Below are 21,214 nucleotides of genomic sequence, written 5' to 3'. Positions count from 1 at the left end.
CTGCGTCTCGGGGCCTCGTCGTATGCGAGCTCAGGAGCGTGCGGCGCGCAGTCGGCGGAGTCCGCGGTTGATGGCGCGCGCCCAGAGCGGTCCTTCGTAGAGGAACGCCGTGTAGCCCTGCACGAGCGTCGCGCCCGCGTCGAGTCGCTCCTGCACGTCGGCGGCTGTCGTGACGCCTCCGACGGAGATGAGGCACATCTCCGGACCCACCGCAGCGCGCAGCAGGCGCAGCACCTCGAGCGAGCGAGCGGCGAGCGGAGCGCCCGAGAGGCCGCCCTCCCCCGCCGCCTCGACGATCGCGGGGTCGGTGACGAGCCCGGCACGCGACAGGGTCGTGTTGGTCGCGACGATGCCGGCGAGCTCGATGCGCTGCACGAGCTCCGCGATGCGCAGAGCCTGCTCGTCGGTGACATCCGGTGCGATCTTCACGAGCACGGGCACTCCGCCCGCAGCATCCCGCACGGCGACGAGCAGCGGCTCGAGCTTGTCGAGCTCCTGGAGCCCGCGCAGACCCGGCGTGTTGGGAGAACTCACGTTGACGACGAGGTAGTCGGCGTGCGGGGCGAGCAGGCGGGTGCTCACGAGGTAGTCGCTCACCGCATCCTCGACGGGCACGACCTTCGTCTTGCCGATGTTGACGCCGATGATCGGGCGCTTCGCCTGCGCGCGAGCGCGAGCGATGCGCGGCTCGACGGCCACCGCACCCGCGTTGTTGAAGCCCATGCGGTTGATGACGGCGCGATCCGGGATGAGGCGGAACAGACGAGGAGCCGGGTTTCCCGGCTGCGCCTGCCCCGTGATGGTGCCGACCTCGACGTGGCCGAAGCCGATCGCTCCGAGACCCGCGATCCCCTTGGCCTCCTTGTCGAAGCCCGCGGCGAGCCCGAACGGCGACGGGAACTCGAGGCCGAGAGCGTGCACGGCGAGCGACGGATCGGGGCGGGTGACGCCGCGCGCGATGCTGCGAAGCCCGGGCGCGCCGAGTGCGCGGATCACGACGAACGCGAGGTGGTGGGCGAACTCCGGGTCGAGTCGAGACAGGACGGTGCGGAAGAAGAGCGGGTACACCCGGAATCCCGGTACGTCGGTCACAGGGCGTCGTCCGACGTAGCGGGCGCGTCCGCGGCGGAGGCCGCGGCGTGCTCGTCACGCAGCGTGGTGATCGCCGTCTCGAAGTCGTCGAGCGAATCGAACGCCTGGTAGACGCTCGCGAAGCGGAGGTAGGCGACCTCGTCGAGCTCTCGCAGCGGCGGGAGGATCGCGAGGCCGATGTCGTTCGCGTCGATCTGCGCCACACCGGTCGAGCGAATCGCCTCCTCGACGCGCTGCGCGAGCAGCGCGAGATCCGCATCGCTCACGGGACGGCCCTGGCACGCCTTGCGCACACCGGAGACGATCTTCTCGCGGCTGAACGGCTCGGCGATCCCGGAGCGCTTGATGACGTTGAGGCTCGCGGTCTCGGTGGTCGAGAAGCGGCGACCGCATTCGGGGCACTGACGCCGACGGCGGATCGACAGCCCGTCGTCGCTCGTCCGGGAATCGATCACACGGCTGTCGGGGTGGCGGCAGAATGGGCAGAACATCGTGCTCCCAGGGTACCCGCGCGGGGCGTCCGAGGGGTGCCGGCGCGTCAGTCCTCGGAGAACCGAGCCATCACGGCGTCGCCGTGGGCCGGGAGATCCTCTGCGTCGCTGAACGCGCGGATGCGGTCGGCGACCTGCGACAGCGCCGCGCGGTCGTAGCGCACCACCTGCTGCGGACGCAGGAACGTCATCGCGCTGAGCGCCGACGAGAAGCGAGCCTGCCCCGCCGTGGGCAGCACGTGGTTGGAGCCGGCGAGGTAGTCGCCGAGGCTCACGGGCGAGTGCGAGCCGAGGAAGATCGCGCCGGCGTTGTGGATGCGCGAGAGGGTCGCGTCGGGGTCGATCGTGTGGATCTCGAGGTGCTCGGGAGCGAACGCATCGACGAAGTCGGCTGCGGCATCCTCGTCGTCGACGAGCACGACGGCCGACTGACGACCGGAGATCGCCGCCGTCACCCGCTCGCTGTGCCGGGTGACGGGGATGAGGCGCTCGAGCTCCTCGGCGACGCGGACAGCGAGCTGAGGGGCGTCGGTCACGAGCACGGCAGCGGAGAGCTCGTCGTGCTCCGCCTGGCTCACGAGGTCCGCGGCGATGAGACGCGCATCCGCATCCGCATCCGCGAGCACCAGGATGTCGGTGGGGCCTGCCTCAGCGTCGATGCCGACGACTCCGCGGACGAGCCGCTTGGCAGCGGCGACATAGACGTTGCCGGGACCGGTGATCACGTCGACCGGCTCGAGGCCGAGATCGTCGACGCCGTAGGCGAGCGCGCCGATCGCGCCCGCGCCGCCCATCGCGTACACCTCGTCGACGCCCAGCAGGTGAGCGACCGCGAGGATCGTGGGGTGCACAGAGCCGCCGAACGCGGCCTGCGGCGGCGAGACGAGCGCGAGCGAGCCGACTCCCGCCGCCTGCGCAGGGACGACGTTCATGATGACGCTCGACGGGTACACGGCCTTGCCGCCCGGAACGTAGAAGCCTGCGCGGCGGACCGGCTGCCAGCGCTGCTGGATGGTGGCGCCCTCGGCGAGGGTCGTCGTCACGGCGGGAGGCACCTGCGCCGCGCTCGCGGCGCGCACGCGCGCGATCGACTCCTCGACCGCCGCGCGAACCGTGGGGTCGAGCGACTCGGCAGCGGCCGCGAGCTCGTCGGCGCTCACCCGCAGCGACGCGGGACGCACCCGGTCGAGACGCTCGGCCTGCGCGAGCAGCGCCTCCGATCCGCCTTCGCGCACCTCGGAGATGAGCTGGGCGGCTGTCTCCGCCGCCACGCTCACATCGACGAGGGCGCGCGGCACGAGGTCGAGCAGCTCGGATGCGCTGGGGCGGGTTCCACGGAGGTCGAGTGTCTGAATCATCGCGTCCCCATGCTACGTGGCTGGGAATGAACCCATCTTCGACGGGGTTGAATAGTCACGATGAACACCGCCAGCAGTGACACCGCTCCACAGATCGCCGACGGCCTCTCGGCCTTCAAGCTCGCCTTCCGCCGCCTTGCCGCTGGTGTCTCGGTGGTGACCGCGCGTGACGTCGACGGCACACCGGTCGGGTTCACGGCGACCTCGCTCGCGTCGCTGGCCGCAGTGCCGCCGCTCGCGACGTTCAACATGGCGCGCACCGCCTCCGCGTGGCCCGCCATCGAGCAGACGAGCCACGTGATCGTGCACATCATGGGAGCCTCGAACCGCGATGTCGCGGCGAAGATGGCGGCGGACCACGACGAGCGCTTCGTGGGAGACCACTGGTCCCCCGGTCCGCTCGATCTGCCTCTCCTGAACGATGTTCCAGCGTGGATGCTCGGTCGCATCGTGGAGCGCTACCCGGTGCACGGCAACGCCGTCATCGTCGTCGAGATCGAAGACGGCGCCCTCGGCGCCCACGACGACGCGCTGCTCTACCACGAGCGCCAGTTCCTCAAGCTCGGCGACCCGGCCTGAGTCTCTTGCGGCGCGTCCCTGCCGCGCCGCTGCGCCGTCGGGCCGGGGCGCTCGCGCGCAGCCCGGAATCCGGCGCAGCGACACGGCAGGGACGTGTCGCGAACGAACTCAGACCACGCAGTTCGGGCCGAGGATGCCCTTGAGTTCGCCGTAGAGGTCAGCCGTCACCGAGACGGGGTAGGGGATCTCGAACAGGCGCGCTGTCTGGCCGCGCACGAGTCGGAGGCGCACCTCGTTGTCGCCGCGGTGTCGGATGAGGATGTCGCTGAGCGCAGTGACCACCTCGGTGGTCGCGCGCTGCTCGGGGATCTGGATGATGAGGGGTCCCGCGCCCAGGCTCGCGCCGGTGTCGGGGATGAACATGCTCGCCGCGTGCAGGCTGATGCCGTCGTCCCGCTGGCTGACGCGCGCCTTGACGACGGCGATCGAGTCGGGCTGGAGCCCGGGGGCGAACTCCTGGTACGTCTTGCCCAGGAACATGATGCTCACCTCTCCCCCGAAGTCTTCGAGGGTGACGAGCCCGTAGGGGTTGCCGGAGGCGCGTGCGGTGCGGTGCTGCACGCTCGTGAGCAGGCCGGCGACGGTCACCGTCTCGCCGTCCTGGATGGTCTCGGAGGAGAGCAGGTCGGCGATGCCGATGCTCGCGTGCTTCGCAAGCAGAACCTCCATCCCGGCGAGCGGATGGTCGGAGACGTAGAGACCGAGCATGTCGCGCTCGAACGCGAGCTTCTCCTTCTTGCCCCATTCGGGACGCTCGGGCACGTGGTCAGCGGCTTCCGGTTCGTCCCACAGGGAGTCGAAGTCGAAGCCCACCTGACCGTTGGCCTCGTTGCGTTTGACGCTCACCGCTGATTCGACGGCTTCCTCGTGGATCTCCACGAGCGAGCGACGCGTGTTGCCGAGCGAATCGAAGGCGCCCGCCTTGATGAGCGATTCGATGGTGCGCTTGTTGAGCGCGCCGAGCGGCACCTTGCGCAGGAAGTCGTGGAAGGACGTGAAGCTGCCCTTCTCCTCGCGTGCCTTGCGGATCTGGTCGACGACGCCGAAGCCCACGTTGCGCACCGCGCCGAGTCCGAAGCGGATGTCCTCGCCGACCGCGGCGAAGAATCCGATCGACTCGTTCACATCCGGGGGCAGCACCTTGATGCCCATGCGACGGCACTCGTTGAGGTAGAGCGCGAGCTTGTCGCGCGCATCGCCGACGCTCGTGAGCAGCGCCGCCATGTACTCGGCCGGGTAGTGGGCCTTGAGGTAGGCCGTCCAGTAGCTGAGGACGCCGTAGGCGGCGGAGTGCGCCTTGTTGAAGGCGTAGTCGGAGAACGGGAGCAGGATCTCCCAGAGCGTCTTGATCGCGGTCTCGGAGAAGCCGTTGGACTTCATTCCCGCGCTGAAGCCCTCGTACTGCTTGTCGAGCTCGGACTTCTTCTTCTTGCCCATCGCGCGACGCAGGATGTCGGCTTGACCGAGGGAGAACCCGGCGACGCGCTGCGCGATCGCCATCACCTGCTCCTGGTAGATGATGAGACCGTAGCTCGTGTTGAGGATGTCCTTGAGCGGCTCCTCGAGCTCCGGATGGATCGGAACGATCTCCTGAAGCCCGTTCTTGCGGAGCGCGTAGTTGGTGTGCGAGTTCGCACCCATGGGGCCCGGGCGGTACAGCGCGATGACGGCCGAGATGTCCTCGAAGTTGTCGGGCTTCATGAGGCGCAGGAGTCCGCGCATGGGTCCGCCGTCGAGCTGGAAGACGCCGAGTGTGTCGCCCCGACCGAGGAGCTCGTAGGCCGCCGGGTCGTCGAGCGCGAGGTCTTCGAGAACGGGGCGGAAGCCGCGGTTGGACTCGATGTTGTCGAGCGCGTCGTCGATGATCGTGAGGTTGCGCAGTCCCAGGAAGTCCATCTTGATGAGACCGAGGGATTCGGCCGCGGGATAGTCGAACTGGGTGACGATCTGGCCGTCCTGCTCCCGCTTCATGATCGGGATGATGTCGAGCAGCGGCTCGCTCGACATGATGACGCCGGCGGCGTGGACGCCCCACTGTCGCTTGAGCCCTTCGAGTCCGCGCGCCGTCTCGAAGACGGTGCGCGCCTCCGCGTCGGTGTCGAGGAGGGCACGGAAGTCACCCGCCTCCTTGTAGCGCGGGTGCGCGGGGTCGACGATCCCGCCGAGCGGGATGTCCTTGCCCATGATCGCGGGCGGCATCGCCTTCGTGAGCTTCTCACCCATCGAGAAGGGGAAGCCGAGCACGCGCCCGGAGTCCTTGAGCGCCTGCTTGGCCTTGATGGTGCCGTACGTGACGATCTGCGCGACGCGCTCCTCGCCGTACTTCTCGGTCACGTATCGGATGACCTCGCCACGACGACGTTCGTCGAAGTCGACATCGAAGTCGGGCATCGAGACGCGGTCGGGGTTGAGGAACCGCTCGAAGATGAGGCCGTGCTGCAGCGGGTCGAGGTCGGTGATGCCCATCGCGTACGCGGCCATCGATCCGGCACCCGATCCGCGGCCGGGACCCACCCGGATGCCGTTCGACTTCGCCCAGTTGATGAAGTCGGCGACGACGAGGAAGTAGCCGGGGAACCCCATCTGGGTGATGACGCCCGTCTCGTATTCCGCCTGCTTGCGCACGTCATCCGGGATGCCGTTCGGGTATCGCCGGTGAAGACCCTTCTCGACCTCCTTGATGAACCAGGTCTCCTCGGTCTCTCCCTCCGGAACCGGGTAGCGCGGCATGTAGTTGGCGCTCGTGTTGAACTCGACGTCGCAGCGCTCGGCGATGAGCAGCGTGTTGTCGCAGGCCTCGGGGTGATCGCGGAAGAGCTCGCGCATCTGCGCGGGCGTCTTGAGGTAGAACTCCTGCGCGTCGAACTTGAAGCGGTTCGGGTCGGCGAGTGTCGAACCCGACTGCACGCACAGCAGGATCTCGTGCGCCGACGAGTCATGGGCGTGCGTGTAGTGGAGGTCGTTGGTGGCGACGAGCGGAAGGTCGAGATCCTTCGCGAGGCGGATCAGATCCGTCATCACGCGACGCTCGATGCCGAGCCCGTGGTCCATGATCTCGGCGAAGAAGTTGTCCTTGCCGAAGAGGTCGCGGAATTCAGCCGCGGCTTCGCGGGCCTGCTCGTACTGCCCGAGGCGCAGACGCGTCTGCACCTCGCCGGAGGGGCAGCCGGTCGTCGCGATGATGCCCTTGCCGTAGGTCTGCAGCAGCTCGCGGTCCATACGGGGCTTGAAGTAGTAGCCCTCGATGGAGGCGAGGCTGGAGAGCCGGAACAGGTTGTGCATGCCGGCGGTGTTCTCGGCCCACATGGTCATGTGGGTGTACGCGCCGGATCCGGAGACGTCGTCCTCGCCGCCGTTGCCCCAGCGCACACGGGTCTTGTCGGTGCGGTGGGTGCCGGGGGTCAGGTACGCCTCGGTGCCGATGATCGGCTTGATGCCGGCGTTCTTCGCCTGCGACCAGAAGTCGAAGGCGCCGAAGTTGTTGCCGTGGTCGGTGACAGCGATCGCCGGCATGCCCTGCTCGCCGACCGCCTTCATGAGGTCGGAGACACGGGCGGCGCCGTCGAGCATGCTGTATTCGCTGTGTACGTGCAGATGCACGAAGGAATCGCTGCTCGTCACACCTTCTCCGTCGGGTCGTCGATCTCCAGACTAATCGCCGCGCAGGACATCGAGGGCGTGCTGGAGGTCTTCGGGGTACCGGGTCTCGAACTGCACGTACTCCCCCGTGCCCGGGTGGCGGAAGCCGAGCTTCACTGCGTGAAGCCACTGCCGCTCGAGGCCGAGCCGTGCCGAGAGCGACGGATCTGCGCCGTACAGCCGGTCGCCGACGCACGGATGGCGCTGCGCCGCCATGTGCACGCGGATCTGGTGCGTGCGCCCCGTCTCGAGGTGGATCTCCAGCAGAGTGGCGGAGGGCATCGCCTCGATCGTGTCGTAGTGCGTGACCGAGTGCTTGCCGTCGGCGGTGACAGCGAACTTCCAGCTCGATCCGGGGTGGCGTCCGATCGGCGCGTCGATGGTGCCCGAGAAGGGATCCGGGTGCCCCTGGACGAGGGCGTGGTAGATCTTGTCGACCTCGCGGTCGTGGAACTGGCGCTTGAGCTCGCTGTAGGCGCGCTCGCTCTTCGCGACGACCATGAGGCCGCTCGTCCCCACGTCGAGGCGGTGCACGATGCCCTGGCGCTCGGCGGAACCCGAGGTGGCGACGCGGTATCCGGCCCCCGCGAGGGCGCCGAGGACCGTCGGTCCGTCCCAACCGGTGGCGGGATGCGCGGCGACGCCGACGGGCTTGTCGATCACGATGATGTCGTCGTCGTCGTGGACGACGACGAAACCGGGAACGAGCTGGGGAACGATCGCGGGCTCCAACTTGGGCGCCCACTCGACGTCGATCCACCCCGCGCGCATGCGATCGGACTTGCCGAGCACGACGCCGTCGAGACGCGCGCCGCCTGCGTCGATGACCTCCGCCGCGAACGTGCGCGAGAACCCGAGCAGGCGTGCGACGGCCGCGTCGGCTCGTTCGCCGATGAGCCCATCGGGAACAGGCATCCCCCGACTCTCCATCTCAGGCCTCCTTCTCGGCTGCGGGAGCGGTGTCGCGCTCATCCGTATGCCGTGTTCCGTCGAGCCGGACGCCGCGGATGGTCAGCAGCATGAAGAGGCCCATGGCGGTGCAGATGGCGACGTCGGCGACGTTGAAGATCGCCGGGAAGCCCCACACGTGGAGGAAGTCGACCACGTGTCCCTCTCCGAAGCCGGGCTCACGGAGCAGACGGTCGGTCAGGTTTCCGAGTGCGCCGCCCAGCAGCAGCCCGAAGACGACCGCCCACGCGACGGACCGGATCCGGCGCGCGAAGATCACGATGAACACGATCACACCCACCGCGATCGCGGACAGGATCCAGGTGAATCCGCTCGCGAGCGAGAACGCAGCGCCCGGATTCTTCACGAGGGTGAAACGGAGAGCCTCGCCGAGCACGGGGATGCTCTCCCGCACCTCCATCGAGGAGAGGATGAGGGCCTTCGACAGCTGGTCGAGTCCCAGAGCGAGTACTGCGCACGCCGTGAGCACGACGAGGGCGCGCACGCTTACGCGCGCGCGCCCCGTCGGTGTGCTCGTCGGCTCAGTTACCGCCAACGCCCGGGTACTCGTTGTTCGGGCGCTGCGTGAACGCGGGGTACTCCGGCTGCTGCGACGCGTCGGTCACGGGAGCCTGCGACTGCTGCGGGAACTCGACTCCGCCGTACTGCGGGGCGGGGTAGCCGGAGTAGGCGGGCGGGGTCGAGCCGCTCGCCGGGACGGGTGCAGCGGCCTGCGACAGATCAGCGAACGAGTTGGTGTTCGAGTAGTCGGGAGCGACCGAGCTCTGCTCGTACGACGGCGCGGGAGCCTGCTCGTAGCTGGGGGTCGGCGGCTGCTCGAAGCTCTGACCCTGCGACTGGTCGAAGCTCGGCGCGGGAGCCTGCTCGTATGCGGGGGCCGACGGCGCGTCGTAGGACGGCGCCTCGTACGACGACGCGTCGTACGACGACGCTCCGCTGTCGTAGCTGGTGTCGCCGAGCACGGCGGGCGCCTCAGCACCGGCGACGGGCGCGGTGGCCTCGAGTTCGCGCAGCTGCGACTCGATGTAGTTGCGGAGCTGGTCGCGGTAGGCCGACTCGAAGACACGGAGCTCTTCGACGGTCTGCTCGAGACGCGCCTTCTCCTGCTCGAGAGCCTCGATGGCGGTGCGCTGCTGCTGCTCGGCGTCGGACACGAGACGTGCGGCGGTCGCGTGGCCTTCGGCGATCAGCTGATCGCGCTTCTCCATGCCCTCGCGCACGTGCTCCTCGTGGAGGCGGCGGGCGAGCTGGAGCAGGTTGTTGGTGTTCGACTGATCCATGGAGGACGAGTCCTGCGCGCCGTACTCGGGTGCGGCGGGGGCGGGCACCGGAGCGGGAGCAGGGGCGGCCACGGGCGCGGCCACAGGAGCGGCAGCGGCAGCAGCGGCCACGGGCGCGGCGGGGGCCTGCGCAGCAGCACGCTGGAGCTCGTTGATGCGAGCGTCCGCAGCGACGAGGCGCTGACGCAGCTCCTCGTTCTCCTGGTTGAGGCGCCGGAGCTCGACGACGACCTCGTCGAGGAAGTCATCGACCTCATCCTGGTCGTAACCCTCACGGAACTTCGTGGGGTTGAAACGCTTGTTGACGACGTCTTCAGGCGTCAGAGCCATGACCGCACCTCGATTGCTTTCCTCTTCGGTTCACACGATTCGCTTCACACCTAGCAAGCTTCAGTCGTAGCTTGAGGGTCGCGTCTGTCCAGAGTACAGCCGAGAGCCTGGAAGATCACTGCCCCCAGATGAGGTTGCGAAAAGGCCGGGCGACGCATGCGTCGCCCGGCCTCGATTCGCTCGGATCAGCGGTCGAAGAACCCAGCCTCGACCTCGGTCTCGGCCTCCGCCTGCTCGCCGCTCACGGCGACGTGCTCAGGAGAGAGCAGGAACACCTTGCTCGTGACGCGCTCGATCTTGCCGTAGAGGCCCATCGAGAGGCCGCTCGCGAAGTCGATCAGACGGCGCGCGTCGGCGTCGCTCATCTGGGACAGGTTGATGATGACCGGGATGCCCTCACGGAAGCTCTCGGCGATCGCCTGCGCGTCCTTGTAGTGGCGCGGGTGAACCGTGAGGATCTCGTTCATCCCCGCGGGTGCGGTGCGCGGTGCCGACGCACGGCGCAGCGGCGTCACGGGAGCAGGACGCGGGGTCGAGGCAGCGGGCGTCTCCGCCGCAGCCGGGGCGGGCGTGTGCGCGCGCTCCGTCTCGGGAGCCACCGCGTCGTCGTACTCCTCGTCGGCCAGGCCGAGGTAGACCATCGTCTTGCGCAGCGGGTTCGCCATGTCGTCCTCCGAAGTTCTGGGATCACCCCGACATTAATCGCGCGGGGGTCGGTTTCCTGTGATTGCGGTGCCGATCCGCAGGTGTGTCGCGCCTTCGAGGATCGCGTCGGCGTAGTCGCCGGACATGCCGGCGGAGATCAGCGTCGCGCGCGGTTCGAGGCCGCGGACGCGCTCCGAGATGGCTCGCAGGCGGGCGAATGCCGGGCGCGGCTCCTCCCCGAGGGGCGCCACGGCCATGACGCCGAGAAGCTCGATCCCGGGCGTCGCGAGCACGTGTTCGGCGAGTCGATCGACGTCGGCCGGAGCGACGCCTCCGCGGCCGGGCTGCCCCGACAGGTCGACCTCGATGAGGCCTCCGATCGCGGGAGCCGTCTCGTCGCGCAGTGCGTCGACGAGGGAGGCGCGGTCGATCGAATGGATGGCGTGGGCGTAGCGCCGCACAGCTTTCGCCTTGTTGCTCTGCAACTGGCCCACGAAGTGCCAGCGCAGATCGAGGTCCGCGAGCTCCGCGGCTTTCGCCTGAGCCTCCTGGTGGCGATTCTCGCCGACATCCTGCACACCGAGGGCCGCGAGCTCGCGCACGAGAGACGCCGGATGGAACTTCGTCACCACGATGCGCGTGATCTCGCCGGGGTCGCGATCCGCCGCACGTGCGGCGTCCGCGATCCCGGCGTCGACCGCCGCGAGTCGCTCAGCGAGTGAGATCTCGACAGCCACTACTTGAGGAAGTCGGGGATGTCCAGGTCGGCATCGTCCTCGAGCTCGTCGAGGCCGCCGACCACCGGAAGCTCGGGCTCGCGAGCCCAGCCGTCCGGAGCAGGGGCACTCTCGCCCTCGCTCGCGACCGACGCGCCGACGGTCGCGGGGACCGCGGCGTCGACGAAGTTGCTGCGACGATCCTGGGCGGGCTTGGGGGCGGGCTCTCCCCCGTCGAAGCCGGCCGCGATGACGGTGACGCGCACCTCGTCGCCGAGGGTGTCGTCGATGACCGCACCGAAGATGATGTTCGCTTCGGGGTGAACGGCCTCCTGCACCAGGCGGGCGGCGTCGTTGATCTCGAAGATGCCGAGATTCGATCCGCCCTGGATCGAGAGAAGCACGCCGTGGGCGCCGTCGATCGAGGCCTCGAGCAGCGGGCTCGCGACGGCGAGTTCGGCGGCCTTGATGGCGCGATCCGCTCCCCGGCTCGAGCCGATGCCCATGAGCGCGGATCCCGCACCCTGCATGACCGACTTCACGTCGGCGAAGTCGAGGTTGATGAGGCCCGGCGTCGTGATGAGGTCGGTGATGCCCTGTACGCCGGCGAGGAGCACCTGGTCGGCCGTCGCGAACGCCTCGAGCATGGAGATGCCGCGGTCGCTGATCTCGAGCAGACGGTCGTTGGGGACGACGATGAGGGTGTCGACCTCGTTCTTGAGGGTCGCGACGCCGATCTCGGCCTGCGCCTGGCGGCGCTTGCCCTCGAAGCCGAAGGGCTTCGTGACGACGCCGATGGTGAGGGCTCCGATCGACTTGGCGATGCGGGCCACGACGGGCGCACCGCCGGTGCCCGTGCCGCCGCCTTCGCCCGCGGTCACGAAGACCATGTCGGCACCCGCGAGGGCCTCTTCGATCTCCTCTGCGTGGTCCTCGGCTGCGCGACGGCCCACCTCGGGGTCGGCGCCTGCGCCGAGACCGCGGGTGAGTTCACGTCCGACGTCGAGCTTGACGTCGGCGTCGCTCATCAGCAGCGCTTGCGCGTCGGTGTTGATGGCGATGAACTCGACGCCGCGAAGGCCGAGTTCGATCATCCGATTCACCGCGTTCACGCCACCGCCGCCGATACCGACGACCTTGATGACGGCGAGGTAGTTCTGGTTTGATGTCACGTCCGGCCTCCTGGAGGAAAACCTTCAACCTCTACTTGAAGTTTGGAGTCTTCCTCAGTACTCTTGAATGCCTTTCACGCTAGGCGCGATTGCGTCGCTTCCGACCGCGACACCCCGCGTGTCGCGAAACGAAGAAGCACTCAGTCCCGACGGAAGACGGCGCTGCCCGGAGCGGACACGTCGTACAGGCCCGAGCCGTCGCCGCCATGGATCGCCACGAGCGCCGCGAGAACGCGCGCCTTGTGGTCGGACCGCTGTGCGCTGCCCCACTCCACCCGCTGATTCGAGCCCGCGAGCTGCAGCGTCACGTTGTCGCGCGTCGACGCGGCGATCGTGTCGACCTGCGCGCGGATGTCGGCGGGAAGCGCGAAGAGAACCTCGGTGATCGAGGCGTACGCCCTCGACTCCACATCATCGCCGGGAACCTGGATGACGGGCATCCCAGCCACCCGCTCCGGCGAGGACTCGATGACGACTCCCGCGGCGTCGACGAGGTCGAAGGTCGCTCCCCGGATGATCGTGCCCACGGGAGTGCGCTCCGTGATGCGCACGATGAGCGTGCCGGGTGGGGCGAGCTCCGTCGTGTAGCTGCGGATGAGCGTGAACGCATCGAGCTCGTCGCGGACGAGCCCCTCGTCGAGCAGCGCGAGCGGCGTGCCGAGCTGGCCGTCGAGCGCATCGACGACGAGCGCGGGATCGATCCGCTGGGTGCCCTCGACGCGCACCTCACGCAGCGCGAGCAGGGGTGAGAACACGGCGATCAGGATGAGCGCTGTGAGAACGGCGACGACACCCGTGAGGCTCCACCACATCGCGCGACGGTGTCGCTGACGGCGGGTGAATCGCCGGAGCTCCTGCTTCTCCGCGCGGCGACGCGCACGCTCGGCCCTGCGCAGCTCGGCGACGGCCTGCTTCTCGGGTGACACCCGGGGCCGACGCTCCGCGGGCCGGCGGACGACGGCGACAGGCGCAGTCGTGACATCGTCGGTCGCCGCGGATGACGCACGCGGTGCCGCTGCCGGAACCGTTCGCCCCTTCTCGACGGGCGCCGCGGCAGCACGTTCGCGGGTGGCGCGCAGGCGTGTGACGGCAGCGCGCTTCTCCCCCCGCGCGCGGTCGGGGGGCGACTCAGGCGCGGGGGGCGACGCGTCGAAGCCCTCGGGCCGCTTCACGCGCGCTGTCCCGTCACGCCTGCTCCGCTCCGAGCGCGTCGAGCACCTGCGGGATGATGCGGTAGACGTCACCGCAGCTGAGCGTCATGACGAGGTCACCCTCGCGCGCGATCTCGGCCACACGCTCGGCCGCCTGCTGCCAGTCGGGCACGAAATCGACCTTGGTGTCGTCGGCGAAACGGTTTGCGACGAGCGCTCCCGTCACGCCCGGCTCCGGGTCCTCACGAGCGCCGTACACATCGAGCACGACGGTGTGGTCCGCGAGTCGCTCGTAGACCTCGGCGAACTCTCCCGCCATCATCCGAGTGCGGCTGTACAGGTGCGGCTGGTGGATCGCGATGACGCGGCCGGCACCCACGACCGAGCGAGCGGTCGAAAGAGCGGCCTCGACCTCGGTCGGGTGGTGCGCGTAGTCGTCGTAGACGCGCACCCCGCGCACCTCGCCATGCAGCTCGAAGCGGCGCCCGGTTCCCGTGAACGACTCGAGCCCGCGCACGATGCCCGCTGCGTCGAAGCCGAGACTCACGAGCACGGCGAACGCACCCGTCGCGTTGATGGCGTTGTGCGCGCCGGGGATCGCGAGCTGCACCGCGTGGTCGACGCCCGCATGCCGGATCGTGAACGACACAGGCCCCTCCGCGACGACATCGCGCAGCTGCACGTCCGCGTCGTCGGCGAAGCCGAAGGTCACGAGACGCTTGTCGACGAGCCTGTCGGTGACGGCGATCGTGCCGGGGTCGTCGCTCGAGGCGACGACGAACTCGCTCGCCTGCTGCGCGAACGTCACGAAGGCGTCCTCGAAGGCCTGCTGCGAGCCGTAGTGGTCGAGGTGGTCCGCGTCGACGTTCGTGATCAGCGCGACGGCCGTGTCGTAGAGCAGGAACGAGCCGTCCGACTCGTCCGCCTCGACGACGAAGAGGTCATCGGTGCCGTACGAGGCGCTGCGGCCGTAGCCCGCGATGACGCCGCCGTTGACGAAGCCCGGGTCGGTGCCGAGCTCGCGCAGGGCCGTGACGATCATGCCGGTCGACGTCGTCTTGCCGTGGGCGCCGGCGACCGAGATGGTGCGGTGGGCGCGGATGAGCCAGTGCAGCGCCTGCGAACGGTGCAGCACCGGGATCCCCGCCGAGAGCGCGAGCTGGTACTCGGGGTTGTCCTGCCAGAGAGCCCCGGTGACCACCATCGTGTCGGCGTCTCCGACGTTCGCCGCGTCGTGGCCGATCGCGATGGTCGCACCCGCGGCGCGCAGCTGGGCGATGGCATCCGAATCGCGCGCGTCGGAGCCGGTCACGCGGTGACCGGCATCGAGCAGGAGCTGCGCGATGCCGCTCATCCCCGATCCGCCGATGCCCACGAAGTGGACGTCGCCGAGTTCGTCGGGAAGCTCTTGGTCGAGGTCGGGCTTGATCATCCGAACAACGCTACCCCTCCGCCGGACGGTCGGCTGAACGCCGGGCGTCCTGGATGAGCTCGACCATCGCATCCGACGCACTGGGGCGTCCGGTGGTCGCGATCCGCGCGGCCATGTCGGCGATGAGGGCCGGATCCTCGAGGAGGGTGACGAACTTCGTGCGCACCCAGTCGGGGGTGAAATCGGCGTCAGAGACGATCATCGCTCCCCCGGCGTCGACCGCATCACGCGCGTTGAGAGCCTGCTCTCCGTTGCCCACCGCGTACGGCACGAACACCGCGGGGATGCCGAGAGCGGCGAGCTCGCTCACCGTCGCCGCTCCCGAGCGGGAGACGGCGAGATCGGCGACGGCGAGAGCGAGATCCATGCGGTCGCAGTATTCGATGATCCGGTAGCCATCGAGACCCGGATCCTGCACCGGCGAACGGCTGCCGGTGATGTGCAGCACCTGCCAGCCGGATGCGAGGATCGCGTCGATCGCCTGCGAGATCGACTCGTTGATGCGGCGCGCACCCGTGGAGCCGCCCGTCACGAGCAGCGTGGGCATCCCCGCACGCAGGCCGAAGAGCTCGAGCCCTTCGGGACGCGCGGCGAAACGATCGAGGTGCTCGATCTCTCGCCGCAGCGGAAGGCCCACGAGACGGCCGTGGCGGATGCGAGTCGAGGCGAAGACCGTCGCGACGAACGGGGTGAGGCGAGCGCCGTAGCGGTTGGCGATTCCGGGCCGCGCATTCGCCTCATGGATGACGAGCGGGATGCCTTCCTTGTGCGCCGCGGCGTACGCGGGGGCCGAGGCGTAGCCGCCGAAGCCCACCACGACGTCGACGCCGCGCTCGCGGATGATCGATCGAGTGAGCTCGACGCTGCGTCGCCAGCGCAGCGGGAAGCGCGTCGCGTCGAGGTTGACGCGACGCGGGAACGGGAGCTTCGGCACCGTGACCAGCTCGTAGCCGCGCAGCGGGACGAGACGCGCTTCGAGGCCCTCGGCTGTGCCGAGCACGAGCACCTCCGCATCCGGCTCCAGCTCGCGCAGGCGATCGGCTGTCGCGAGCAGAGGGTTGACGTGACCGGCGGTCCCGCCACCTGCCATCAGATACACAGTCACTGCACGGACTCCACAGCTCGAGGGTCATGTCGGGCGAAGGACAGCACGATGCCGATCGCCACCAGGGTCGTCACGAGCGAGGAACCGCCCGCGGAGATGAACGGAAGGGGGACGCCGAGCACGGGAAGGAGCCCCAGCACGACGGCGATGTTCACGAACGCCTGGCCGATGATCCAGACCATCGCAACCGACGTGGCGATCTTGACGAACGGGTCGGTCTGGCGGCGGATGATGCGCACGAAGCACACGGCGAGCACGGCGAACAGGATGATCACGAGCACAGCACCGACAAGCCCGAGCTCCTCGCCGATGATGGCGTAGATGAAGTCCGTCTCAGCCTCGGGCAGCCAGTTCCACTTCGACGCCGAGTTGCCGAGGCCCACCCCGAAGATGCCGCCGTTCGCGAGCGCCTGCCAGCCGTGGAGGGTCTGGTAGCACTGGTCGGCGTAGCCGACCGGGTCGGCGCAGCCACTGAGCCAGGCAGCGAAGCGGCCGCTGCGCGACTCGCTCACCTGCACGAGGATGAGGGCCGCGATCGCGACGATCGCGAGAACGCTGCCGATGTAGCGCAGCTTCACACCCGCGAAGAAGAGCGCGCCGATGATCATCGAGAAGAGGATGATGGCGGTTCCGAGGTCGTTGCCGATGAGCACGAGGAAGAGCGGCCCGCCGGCGAACACGATGATCTGCAGGGCAAGGCGCCGCCCCTGCGGCGCCGTTCGGATGACCGTCGTCAGCACGAGTGCGAGCCAGATGATGAGCGCGAGCTTCACGGCCTCCGACGGCTGGAAGCTCACACCGCCGAACCGGAGCCAGTTGCGGTTGTAGTCACCGGAGCCCAGCGGAGTCGCGACGACGAGGAACTGCAGGATCGCCGCGGTGATCATCGCAGGGCCCGCCCAGCGCTTCCAGAAGATCAGCGGTGCCCGCGACACGATGAGCATGAGCGGCAGGCCGATCGCGGCGAGCACCGCCTGCCGGGTGGCACGTGCGAAGAAGTCGCCATCCGACACACGCGACTCGATCGACGACGACGACAGCACCATCACGAGACCGAAGATCACGAGGAAGACGGTCGTGCCGAGCAGCAGCACATAGTCGGGCGAGTCGGCGGCGAAGATCCGCCGCAGTCTCACGACAGCGGTCGTGCCGCCGCGCGCGTCAGAGGGCTGGGCCGGTCCCGGGCTGCTCGGGGGATGCGGAGGTCGGGTCGTCGTCACCGGCTTCCCCTCCCAGGTGCGCGCGCACCGCCTCGGCGAATCGGCGACCGCGATCCGCGTAGTCCGTGAACTGATCCATCGACGCCGCAGCCGGAGCCAGCAGCACCGCGTCGCCCATCTGCGCGACGGATGCGGCCGCGCGCACGGCGGCGGTCATCACATCTCCAGTCTCGGATCCGTCCACCTCGAGCACCGGGACGCCGGGCGCGTGTCGTCGGAACGCGTCGAGGAGCTCGGTGCGGTCCTCGCCGATCACGACCGCCGCGCGCAGACGCGGGGCGTGGCGCTCGACGAGCGGCGCGGGGTCGACGCCCTTGAGGAGTCCGCCCGCGATCCACACGACGCTCTGCGACGCGCGCAGCGACGCATCGGCGGCGTGCGCATTGGTGGCTTTGGAGTCGTCGATCCACGTGATGCCGTCGGCGATCGCCACGATCTCGGTGCGGTGCGCATCCATCCGGAAGCTGCGGATCGCTTCGCGGATGTTCGCGGTGCCGACCCCCGCGGCTCGTGCGAGGGCCGATGCGGCGAGCACGTTCTGCACCGAGTGCGGGGCACCGAGGCCCGCCTCGCGGAGGTCGTCGAGGGTCGCGATCTCGAGAGCGTGCGTGTGGCGCTCGTCGAGGAAGGCGCGATCGACGAGCACATCCTCCACGAGCCCGAAGTCGCTGCGACCCGGGATGCCGAGGCCGAAGCCGATCGCCCGGCAGCCTTCCTCGACATCGGCGTCCTCGACGAGCTTCATGGTGCGCGGGTCGTCGATGTTGTAGACCGCGGCGACCCGGGTGTCCTCGAAGACCCGACCCTTCGCGGCGATGTACGCCTCGAGCGATCCGTGCCAGTCGATGTGGTCGTCGGCGATGTTGAGGCACGCCGAGGCGAGCGGTCGCATGTCGCCGCCCGGATTCCGGTGCGACCAGTGCAGCTGGTAGCTCGACAGCTCCACGACGAGCACGTCGAAGCCGCCGGGGTCGCGGATCGCGTCGAGCACGGGGATGCCGATGTTGCCGGCGGGCGCCGCCCGCAGACCACCAGCGACGAGCATGTGAGCGGTGAGCTGGGTGGTCGTCGTCTTGCCGTTGGTGCCCGTGATGAGGATCCAGTCGGCGGGCGTGCCGTCGGCGCGCACGACCTTGTCGCGCAGTCGCCAGGCGAGCTCGATGTCACCCCACACGGGGATCCCCGCAGCAGCGGCCCACTCGAGCAGGGGGTGGTCGGGATGGAAACCCGGCGACACCACGACCACGTCGGGACCGAACACGACGAGTTCCTCGGGCACCGTGGCGCCATCCGGGTGCTGCAGGAAGCGCGCGCCGATGACGGGCATCAGATCGAGGTGCTCCTGCGAGCCGCCGGATGCGACGACGAGCACGTCAGCACCGAGTTCGGTGAGCGTGTCGGCGACGGCGAAGCCCGTGACGCCGAGTCCGAGCACAGCGACGCGCAGACCCTTCCAGTCGGAGTGCCAGCTGGTGAGGGTGTCGAGCGACTCGCTCACCGGCTGATCCACTCCAGGTAGAAGGCGCCGACGCCGGCAGCCACGAACAGCGCGCCGATGATCCAGAAGCGCACGACGACCGTGATCTCCGCCCAGCCCTTGAGCTCGAAGTGGTGATGGAGCGGGCTCATGAGGAAGACACGTCTGCCCTGCCCGTATCTCCACTTCGTGACCTTGAACCACGTGCGCTGCACGATCACCGAACCGGTCGTGATGATGAAGAGACCGGCGATGAGCACGAGCAGAAGCTCGGTGCGGGTGAGGATCGCGAGCGCGGCGAGGGCCCCACCGAGGGCGAGCGAACCCGTGTCGCCCATGAAGAGCTGCGCGGGCGAGGTGTTCCACCAGAGGAACCCGACGAGGCTGCCCGCGATCGACGCGGCGATGATCGCGAGCTCCATGGGGTCGCGGACCGTGTAGCACTTGTATGCGACGTCGAGGTCGAGCATCGGGTTGAAGCAGGACTGGTTGAACTGCCAGAACGCGATGAAGATGTAGGCCGAGGTCGCGAAGATCGCCGCTCCGGACGCCAGTCCGTCGAGACCGTCCGTGACATTGACGGCGTTGGATGCCGACACCGTGATGACGTTGACCCAGAGCACGAACAGCACGATGCCGATCACGGGACCGAAGGTCGCGAGGTTCAGCCAGTCGATGTCGCGGATCGCGGAGATCTTCAGCGACGCCGGACGGAGTCCGTTCTCGTCGGCCGGGGAGAGGATCGCGAGAAGCGCGAACACCGTCGCCACGATCGCCTGACCGAGGATCTTGGCCCATCCGCCGAGGCCGAGGCTGCGCTGGTTGCGCACCTTCATGTAGTCGTCCACGAAGCCGACGACGCCGAGGCCCACCATCATGCCGATGACGAGCAGGCCGACGGCCGTGAGCGGGGTCTCCGTGACGAGGTGCCCGACGAAGTAGCCGAGCACCGCTCCCGTGATGAAGACGATGCCGCCCATCGTGGGCGTGCCGCGCTTGATGTGATGCGACTGCGGACCGTCGTCGCGGATGAACTGTCCCCACTCGAGCCGGCGGAACAGACGGATCCAGAGCGGCGTCGTGAGGAGGGTGAAGACGAGGGCGAAGGCTCCCGCGATGAGCAGTGTGATCACGAGGCGTCCTCGCTCTCTGCGAGGCGATCACCGAGATGGCGAAGGCCTGCCGAGTTGGACGACTTCACCATCACGATGTCGCCGCTTCGAAGAACGTCACGGAGCACATCGTAGGCCGTATCCGCATCGGGAACGAGGACCGATTCGCCATCCCACGACCCCTCGAGACCGGCGGCCGCATGGATGTGACGCGCGCCCTCCCCCACGACGATGAGCTGGCGGATGTCGAGTCGCACGGCGAGTCGGCCGATGCGGTCGTGCTCTTCGAGCGCGTACTCGCCGAGCTCCGCCATCTCGCCGAGGACGGCGACGCTGCGCCGCCCTTCCTGACGCGCAAGATGCACGAGCGTCTTGAGCGCGGCCGCCACAGAGTCGGGACTCGCGTTGTACGCGTCGTTGATGATGGTGACGCCGTCGGGGCGCTCCAGAATCTCCATGCGCCAGCGCTCGGCACGCGGAAGCGCCTCGAGGGCCGTGATCGCGCGGTCGAGGTCGACGCCGAGCTCGCGCGCGACGGAGAGCGCGGCGAGGGCGTTCATGACGTGGTGCTCGCCGAGGATGCGCAGCAGCACGGGGCGGCGCACATCGCCCGCCACGAGCGTGAAGCGCGTGCCGGAGATCGTCAGCTCGACGTCCTCCGCGCGCAGATCCGCGTCGCTGTCGAGACCGAACGAGGTGACGCGCGCTGCGGTGCGCTCGCGCATCCGCCAGACGCGGTCGTCGTCGCGGTTCAGCACGGCGACGGCGGATGTCGGCAGGTCGACGACCATCTCCGCCTTCGCCTGCTCGGTCGCGTCGATGCCGCCGAATCCGCCCGCGTGAGCGAGTCCCACCTTGAGCACGACGCCGATGTCGGGCTGGGCGATCGACACGAGTCGCGCGATCTTGCCCGCACCGCTCGCGCCCATCTCGACGATGAGGTAGCGGGTGCCCTCGTCGATGCGCAGCATCGAGATCGGGGCGCCGACCTGGTTGTTGAACGAGTCACGCGGCGCGATCGTGGGGCCTTCGGCGGCGAGGATCGCTCCGAGCATGTTCTTGGTGGTCGTCTTGCCGTTCGACCCGGTGATGCCGACCACGCGCAGGTCGCCAGCCGCGCGCACCCGCGCCACGACCTCGCGCGCGAGATCGCCGAGCGCCTCGAGCGCGTCGTCGACGATGAGCTGCGGCACGGGAAGACCGAGGTCCTCCCGGCACACGACGAGCGCTGCGCCCGCCTCGACCGCCGCGGGGGCGAAGAGGTGCCCGTCGGTCACCTCGCCCGGCAGCGCGAAGAAGATCGATCCCGGAGACACGAGGCGGGAATCCGTCTCGACGCTCCCCTCGACGATCGCGCTTCCCGGCACACCTTCGGGCAGAACGAGCCGCCCATCAAGGAGTCCGGCGAGCTCGTCCAGTCCCAACGGGATCATGCGTGTCTCACCT

General features: G+C 68.9%; 18 protein-coding genes. 1 reads left to right on the top strand and 17 read right to left on the bottom strand.

The window, feature by feature from the left end; all coding sequences use genetic code 11:
- Positions 1–30 precede the first annotated feature (30 nt).
- Genes HCR12_RS06365 through hisD form a run of 3 tightly spaced genes read right to left on the bottom strand, consistent with a single transcriptional unit; the run spans position 31 to position 2,941 of the window.
- Positions 31–1,068 carry a quinone-dependent dihydroorotate dehydrogenase gene (locus tag HCR12_RS06365; protein WP_166867182.1) on the bottom strand — a complete coding sequence of 346 codons (1,038 nt, stop codon included), beginning with the start codon at positions 1,066–1,068 and terminating at the stop codon, positions 31–33.
- 20 nt (positions 1,069–1,088) lie between these two features.
- Complete coding sequence (gene nrdR, locus HCR12_RS06360; protein ID WP_166864082.1) at positions 1,089–1,583, bottom strand: transcriptional regulator NrdR; 495 nt, start codon at positions 1,581–1,583, stop codon at positions 1,089–1,091.
- A gap of 47 nt (positions 1,584–1,630) precedes the next feature.
- Complete coding sequence (gene hisD / locus HCR12_RS06355; protein ID WP_166864078.1) at positions 1,631–2,941, bottom strand: histidinol dehydrogenase; 1,311 nt, start codon at positions 2,939–2,941, stop codon at positions 1,631–1,633.
- A gap of 60 nt (positions 2,942–3,001) precedes the next feature.
- Between hisD and HCR12_RS06350 the strand changes: the two genes are divergently transcribed.
- Positions 3,002–3,520 carry a flavin reductase family protein gene (locus HCR12_RS06350; protein ID WP_166864074.1) on the top strand — a complete coding sequence of 173 codons (519 nt, stop codon included), beginning with the start codon at positions 3,002–3,004 and terminating at the stop codon, positions 3,518–3,520.
- A 108-nt stretch (positions 3,521–3,628) separates the two neighbouring features.
- Here HCR12_RS06350 and dnaE read toward each other — a convergent pair whose 3' ends face one another.
- The 14 genes from dnaE to HCR12_RS06280 form a co-directional block, all read right to left on the bottom strand.
- A complete protein-coding gene (gene dnaE / locus HCR12_RS06345; protein WP_166864070.1) occupies positions 3,629–7,141 on the bottom strand; it encodes a DNA polymerase III subunit alpha in 3,513 nt (1,170 codons plus the stop codon).
- Positions 7,142–7,171: 30 nt separating this feature from the next.
- Entirely contained in the window at positions 7,172–8,089 is a 918-nt protein-coding gene (locus tag HCR12_RS06340) for an RluA family pseudouridine synthase (protein WP_166864067.1), read from the bottom strand.
- A 1-nt stretch (position 8,090) separates the two neighbouring features.
- Positions 8,091–8,612 carry a signal peptidase II gene (lspA, locus tag HCR12_RS06335; RefSeq protein ID WP_224763698.1) on the bottom strand — a complete coding sequence of 174 codons (522 nt, stop codon included), beginning with the start codon at positions 8,610–8,612 and terminating at the stop codon, positions 8,091–8,093.
- Positions 8,613–8,649: 37 nt separating this feature from the next.
- Positions 8,650–9,738: a DivIVA domain-containing protein gene (locus tag HCR12_RS13795; protein ID WP_166864064.1), complete on the bottom strand. Its 1,089-nt coding sequence runs from the start codon at positions 9,736–9,738 to the stop codon at positions 8,650–8,652.
- A gap of 185 nt (positions 9,739–9,923) precedes the next feature.
- On the bottom strand, positions 9,924–10,403 hold the full coding sequence (locus HCR12_RS06325; RefSeq protein WP_166864061.1) for a cell division protein SepF: 480 nt from the start codon (positions 10,401–10,403) through the stop codon (positions 9,924–9,926).
- Between the two features lie 33 nt (positions 10,404–10,436).
- Positions 10,437–11,120, bottom strand: coding sequence for a YggS family pyridoxal phosphate-dependent enzyme (locus HCR12_RS06320; RefSeq protein WP_224763697.1), 684 nt, complete (start codon positions 11,118–11,120; stop codon positions 10,437–10,439).
- Positions 11,120–12,271: a cell division protein FtsZ gene (gene ftsZ / locus HCR12_RS06315; RefSeq protein ID WP_166864058.1), complete on the bottom strand. Its 1,152-nt coding sequence runs from the start codon at positions 12,269–12,271 to the stop codon at positions 11,120–11,122. Before ftsZ ends, HCR12_RS06320 begins: the two co-directional genes overlap by 1 nt.
- 140 nt (positions 12,272–12,411) lie before the next feature.
- Complete coding sequence (locus HCR12_RS06310; protein WP_224763696.1) at positions 12,412–13,443, bottom strand: FtsQ-type POTRA domain-containing protein; 1,032 nt, start codon at positions 13,441–13,443, stop codon at positions 12,412–12,414.
- A gap of 13 nt (positions 13,444–13,456) precedes the next feature.
- On the bottom strand, positions 13,457–14,854 hold the full coding sequence (murC, locus tag HCR12_RS06305; RefSeq protein ID WP_166864055.1) for a UDP-N-acetylmuramate--L-alanine ligase: 1,398 nt from the start codon (positions 14,852–14,854) through the stop codon (positions 13,457–13,459).
- A 10-nt stretch (positions 14,855–14,864) separates the two neighbouring features.
- Positions 14,865–15,959, bottom strand: a complete 1,095-nt coding sequence (locus HCR12_RS06300; RefSeq protein WP_166864052.1) for a UDP-N-acetylglucosamine--N-acetylmuramyl-(pentapeptide) pyrophosphoryl-undecaprenol N-acetylglucosamine transferase — start codon at positions 15,957–15,959, stop codon at positions 14,865–14,867.
- Positions 15,956–17,179 (bottom strand): putative lipid II flippase FtsW, encoded by a 1,224-nt coding sequence (ftsW, locus tag HCR12_RS06295; RefSeq protein WP_191412366.1) that lies wholly within the window; start codon positions 17,177–17,179, stop codon positions 15,956–15,958. The genes HCR12_RS06300 and ftsW overlap by 4 nt, the downstream gene beginning before the upstream one ends.
- Entirely contained in the window at positions 17,121–18,677 is a 1,557-nt protein-coding gene (murD, locus tag HCR12_RS06290) for a UDP-N-acetylmuramoyl-L-alanine--D-glutamate ligase (RefSeq protein WP_166864045.1), read from the bottom strand. Before murD ends, ftsW begins: the two co-directional genes overlap by 59 nt.
- The gene (gene mraY / locus HCR12_RS06285) at positions 18,674–19,789 is read right to left on the bottom strand and encodes a phospho-N-acetylmuramoyl-pentapeptide-transferase (RefSeq protein WP_166864040.1); all 1,116 of its coding nucleotides are present in this window, start codon (positions 19,787–19,789) and stop codon (positions 18,674–18,676) included. Before mraY ends, murD begins: the two co-directional genes overlap by 4 nt.
- A complete protein-coding gene (locus HCR12_RS06280) occupies positions 19,786–21,201 on the bottom strand; it encodes a UDP-N-acetylmuramoyl-tripeptide--D-alanyl-D-alanine ligase (RefSeq protein ID WP_166864037.1) in 1,416 nt (471 codons plus the stop codon). Before HCR12_RS06280 ends, mraY begins: the two co-directional genes overlap by 4 nt.
- Between the last annotated feature and the right edge of the window lie 13 nt (positions 21,202–21,214).

Source organism: Salinibacterium sp. ZJ70 (assembly GCF_011751865.2).
Taxonomy (GTDB): domain Bacteria; phylum Actinomycetota; class Actinomycetes; order Actinomycetales; family Microbacteriaceae; genus Homoserinibacter.
This window is presented reverse-complemented; position numbering and strand designations above follow the sequence as displayed.

What these genes read in the sequence shown, in the direction of transcription:
- nrdR (WP_166864082.1), bottom strand. Translation starts at nt 1,583, where the DNA reads ATGTTCTGCCCATTCTGCCGCCACCCCGACAGCCGTGTGATCGATTCC.
- hisD (WP_166864078.1), bottom strand. Translation starts at nt 2,941, where the DNA reads ATGATTCAGACACTCGACCTCCGTGGAACCCGCCCCAGCGCATCCGAG.
- HCR12_RS06350 (WP_166864074.1), top strand. Translation starts at nt 3,002, where the DNA reads ATGAACACCGCCAGCAGTGACACCGCTCCACAGATCGCCGACGGCCTC.
- HCR12_RS06340 (WP_166864067.1), bottom strand. Translation starts at nt 8,089, where the DNA reads ATGGAGAGTCGGGGGATGCCTGTTCCCGATGGGCTCATCGGCGAACGA.
- HCR12_RS13795 (WP_166864064.1), bottom strand. Translation starts at nt 9,738, where the DNA reads ATGGCTCTGACGCCTGAAGACGTCGTCAACAAGCGTTTCAACCCCACG.
- HCR12_RS06325 (WP_166864061.1), bottom strand. Translation starts at nt 10,403, where the DNA reads ATGGCGAACCCGCTGCGCAAGACGATGGTCTACCTCGGCCTGGCCGAC.
- murC (WP_166864055.1), bottom strand. Translation starts at nt 14,854, where the DNA reads ATGATCAAGCCCGACCTCGACCAAGAGCTTCCCGACGAACTCGGCGAC.
- HCR12_RS06280 (WP_166864037.1), bottom strand. Translation starts at nt 21,201, where the DNA reads ATGATCCCGTTGGGACTGGACGAGCTCGCCGGACTCCTTGATGGGCGG.